The organism is Maribacter sp., assembly GCF_049667165.1.
GTDB lineage: Bacteria > Bacteroidota > Bacteroidia > Flavobacteriales > Flavobacteriaceae > Maribacter_A.
The window spans coordinates 1-4,232 of record NZ_JBATHS010000057.1 but is presented as its reverse complement, the minus strand read 5'-3'; the positions used below and the strand labels follow the sequence as shown (position 1 = coordinate 4,232).

Annotated in this window: 4 protein-coding genes and 1 pseudogene; all 5 read right to left on the bottom strand. The window is 39.8% G+C overall.

The annotated features are described in order from the left end of the window. Positions 1-203, bottom strand: a pseudogene (pstB, locus tag WBM98_RS03680) (phosphate ABC transporter ATP-binding protein); the annotation flags it as partial. After that, positions 194-1,048, bottom strand: a complete 855-nt coding sequence (gene pstA / locus WBM98_RS03675) for a phosphate ABC transporter permease PstA (protein ID WP_424364671.1) — start codon at positions 1,046-1,048, stop codon at positions 194-196. The gene pstA and the pseudogene pstB, both read right to left, overlap by 10 nt. Next, positions 1,041-1,919 carry a phosphate ABC transporter permease subunit PstC gene (gene pstC, locus WBM98_RS03670; RefSeq protein WP_424364670.1) on the bottom strand — a complete coding sequence of 293 codons (879 nt, stop codon included), beginning with the start codon at positions 1,917-1,919 and terminating at the stop codon, positions 1,041-1,043. Before pstC ends, pstA begins: the two co-directional genes overlap by 8 nt. A gap of 67 nt (positions 1,920-1,986) precedes the next feature. Next, a complete protein-coding gene (locus WBM98_RS03665) occupies positions 1,987-2,946 on the bottom strand; it encodes a phosphate ABC transporter substrate-binding protein PstS family protein (RefSeq protein ID WP_424364669.1) in 960 nt (319 codons plus the stop codon). A 100-nt stretch (positions 2,947-3,046) separates the two neighbouring features. Then, positions 3,047-4,222 (bottom strand): porin, encoded by a 1,176-nt coding sequence (locus tag WBM98_RS03660; RefSeq protein ID WP_424364672.1) that lies wholly within the window; start codon positions 4,220-4,222, stop codon positions 3,047-3,049. Positions 4,223-4,232 lie beyond the last annotated feature (10 nt).

Sequence of the window (4,232 nt, the reverse complement as noted above, 5' to 3'; positions counted from 1 at the left end):
GATTTGCCACATCCAGAAGGGCCAATAAAGGCGGTTACCGTATTTGCCTTAATGGTCATGTCGATACCCTTAATAGCTTCAAAATCGCCATACCATACTTTTGCATCATTAACCTCTATTTTATGTGTTTTTTTTAACGAGGTATCAATAACACTATCCAGTATCGTAGGTTCTTTAATAGGTTTTTCCATAATTATTTCCATTTCTTCTGCCATTTGTTTCTAAAGTAAACCGCAATACCGTTCATAATAAAAGTGATGAGGAGTAATATAATTATCGCAGCTGCCGCATTTTCGATAAATCCGGGTTGTGGCCTTGATATCCAATTGAATATTTGAATCGGCAGTACCGAAAATTCATCCATAGGATTTTCCGGAGCGAAAGGAACATAGGCCAGAGCGCCAACCACAATCAAAGGAGCTGTTTCACCCACTGCTCTTGATAGTGCCAAAATCACCCCTGTTAAGATCCCACCTCCAGAGGCAGGTAAAATCTGATGCCATATGGTCTGCCATTTAGATGCGCCCAATGCAAAAGAAGCATCTTTGATTGATGAAGGAACTGCTTTAATGGCCTCTCTTGTAGCCACAATTACAATAGGGAGTATCAATAATGAAAGAGTTAAACTCCCTGCTAAAACACTTGCCCCTAACCCCATTATTCTCACAAATACCTCTAAGCCCAATAGCCCATAAATAATGGAAGGGACGCCTGCCAGGTTTGATATATTTATTTCCAATAACCCGGCAAGTTTATTTTTTTTGCTGTATTCCTCAAGGTATATTCCTGCAGCCACGCCCATAGGAAAGGCGATTATGGTGGTAAAGAACAAAATCCATATACTTCCCATTAAAGCCGTATATATCCCTGATTTTTCTGCTTTTCGTGATGGAAGATCCGTAATAAAACCCCAATCGATTCTACGAACACCATCAATTAAAATATCACCAATGAATACGACGAGCAATACCAAACCAATTATGGTACAGAAGATTCCCCAGTATTTGAAGATCTGATCTTTCAGCCTGTTTTTGCGGAGATTATTCATACTTTTCCTGGAATTTTTTTCTAATTCGGTAACTTAACGTATTCAATAAAAACGTAAAGACGAATAGTGTTATACCGGCTGCGAAAATAGTCCTATATTCCAAGGATCCATGTTGCACATCGCCCAAACTCACTTGAACAATAAAGGCTGTTATAGTTTCGATTGGCACGGTTGGATCCAAGGTTAATCTAGGTTGTTGTCCTGCTGCTATGGCAACAATCATGGTTTCCCCGATTGCTCTGGAAATGGCCAGGATTATGGAGACAATAATACCGGAAGAGGCTGCTGGTACAATCACCTTGAATGCCGTTTGAAGTCTTGTGGATCCCATACCAAACGAAGCTTCTCGAAGTGAGTCGGGAACCGCATGTAAAGCATCTTCACTTAATGACGATATGTAAGGAATAATCATTATTCCCATTACAATACCTGCAGATAGCGAGTTGAATCCTGATAGGTTCGGAATCAGTTCCTGTAAAAATGGCGTCACGACCACTAGAGCGAAAAACCCATAAACTACGGTTGGTACTGCAGCAAGGAGTTCTAAAAGTGGTTTTACGGATTTTCGAAAACCCTTTGGGGCATATTCACTTAAATAAATGCTTATTGATAGTCCTATTGGCAGGGCAAAGGCTATGGCTATAAACGAAGTAAGCAATGTGCCAGACAGCAAGGGTAAAATCCCAAAATGCTTTTCAGTGAAAAGGGGTGTCCATTGTGTATCGGTAAAAAAATCAAAAATCGAAACCTCGCTAAAAAATCGAAAAGCCTCGATAGACAATACAAGGATGATTCCAATGGTTATTGCAATGGTTATTAAGGCACTGGACAACAGTGACTTTTCGATTATCAATTCTCTGATTTTCCGCATTAAGTAATATTTAAAAAGGAAGTCAGGCGCCTAAAGAGACACCTGAATATCCTAAAAAAACTTTTGCTTATTTGTTGTTTTCAACAAAAGTTTTAAAATTTGCTTTTTGGGCACTGTAGTTTTCCGACGGAAGTGGAATATACCCCACGTCTTTTGATAATTCACCTGCATTATCTATATAGAAGTTAACAAACTCGACAACTTCAGGCAAGGCAACAGAGGTGCTGTTCACATAAATGAACAAAGGCCTTGACAAGGGTCTATACGAGCCATTTTTAACAGTTTCTAGAGAGGGTTTAACCACTTCTTCCCCATTATGTACACCTATTAGTTTTAATTTATCCTTGTTTTCGGCATAATAGGCTAGTCCAAAGAATCCTAATGAATATTTGTCGCCAGCAATACCTTGTACAAGAACATGATCATCCTCACTAGCTGTGAAATCGCCTCTACTTGAGCCACTTTTACCTACTACGGCCTCCGTAAAATAATCATAAGTGCCTGATGCCACCCCGGGGCCGAATAAATGAATTTCTTGATTGGGCCATTCCGGACGGATCTGGTTCCATTTCATGATTTTACCCTGTGCCGTAGGTTCCCAGATTTTTTTGAGTTCTTCAACGGTAAAACTATCTACCCAATCATTTTCTGGGTGTACCAGAACAGCCAAGCCATCATAGGCAACTTCCAACTCTAGATATTTAATGTCGTTTTCTTCACAAGCTGCCTTTTCCTTGTCTTTAATAGGGCGGGAAGCATCTGAAATATTTGTTTCCCCCCTAGAGAATTTTTTGAATCCTCCACCAGTACCAGAGACGCCTATTGTCACATTTACTTTCGGCTGTACGGCTCTGAACTCTTCAGCCACGGCTTCCGTAATTGGAAAAACCGTACTTGAACCATCGACCTTAATCGTACCAGAAAGGGTAGTTGTCCCATTTGAACCTTCAGTGCCTTTCTTTTCTTTTTTGTCTCCGCATGCGCTTATCGCCAATGCCAATGATAGTAAAACTAAAATTTTTTTCATTTTTTGTCGTCTAAATTATGTTATGCAAAATAAAACCAGTTTGATTTTGATTTGGTTAAGGGAAAATTATTAAAGTGCTATTAGATTGTTAACAAGAGGATTAAAAATGGACATCAAATTGCAATCTATACATCAATTCGTCAGATCCCCCATCAACTGAAAGATAGCTCAAATCTGTTTGCACTTTTAGTTTATGTCCCACGATGTATTTTGATAGTCCTAGTGTATATTGGGTTTCAGCATCTCTTCCTGTAATGTCATCGAGGTTTATATTCGTATAACGACCCGAAATCTCCCAATCCTTAGCTAGCATATAACCAGACTGCAGATTTAGGCCATCACCTACCCAAACTACATCACCTGTCTCCGTACCATCGGAATTTCTGGCAATTGGGTTATCGGCATCCCTATTGGCGTATTCCCACATAAATGAAAAACCGTTGTACTTGAACATGCCATCGAAAAAGAATGTATTTATGTTGGTTTCATAAAAACCAATATCATTGGTCATATAAGAACCTTGGTTACTTCGGGTTTTAACGGCATTTTGATTGGTATCGTAGTTTACCGCCAACATCAACTTTGGTTTTGCTTCACGCTTTAAATCACTTCCGCTATAATCACCACTACCCTCGAATTCACCGAAAGGTAAAAATTCCAATCGGGCGGTATACTGATGTCCACCCAAATTCCCAGTGGTAATATTTCTGCCTTCCCCTTGGGAAATAGCAAATTTTTCCCGCACCAAGAAATTATCCGATAGGTTAAAATGATGCCTCAATTGAATGCCGGCATCCCGATCTATATTGAATCGACTATTCAATAAGGAACGATCTACTTGTTGCAGATTACCTGAAGATATAACACGCTCTATATTGCCCGGTAGTTTAGTCTGGCCAACCCACAATTCAAAATTTTCATAGAAATTCCACATCACAACGGCATCCAATATATATCTTGGGGCATTGCTTGTAAAGGCCGAGGCGCCTGAAATATCCCTATTCGAAAGTCCTAGCTCAAGTTTATACGTAAGTTTTGGCGTATAGGCAAAACCATCGAACTTTAATCGTGCTCTACGGACCAAAAAGTTTTGTTCGGGATTTGCAAGGCCACCGTCTGCCCCTTCATCCCAGGTTGCAATAGATAGAAATTGCATTCTTGTGGCAATCTTCATGGTCCAAGTACTGTCTTGCCCCACTAAATTGAACAGTCCTTTACCAAATTTAGGTGCGTTGGTTTCTTGGGAATATGAAGTAAGCGTTCCTAATAGGATCAATCCTAAGGTA

Bases quoted from the DNA above. Each gene is read 5' to 3' on its own strand.
- pstA (WP_424364671.1), bottom strand. From the start codon at position 1,048: ATGAATAATCTCCGCAAAAACAGGCTGAAAGATCAGATCTTCAAATAC.
- pstC (WP_424364670.1), bottom strand. From the start codon at position 1,919: ATGCGGAAAATCAGAGAATTGATAATCGAAAAGTCACTGTTGTCCAGT.
- WBM98_RS03665 (WP_424364669.1), bottom strand. From the start codon at position 2,946: ATGAAAAAAATTTTAGTTTTACTATCATTGGCATTGGCGATAAGCGCA.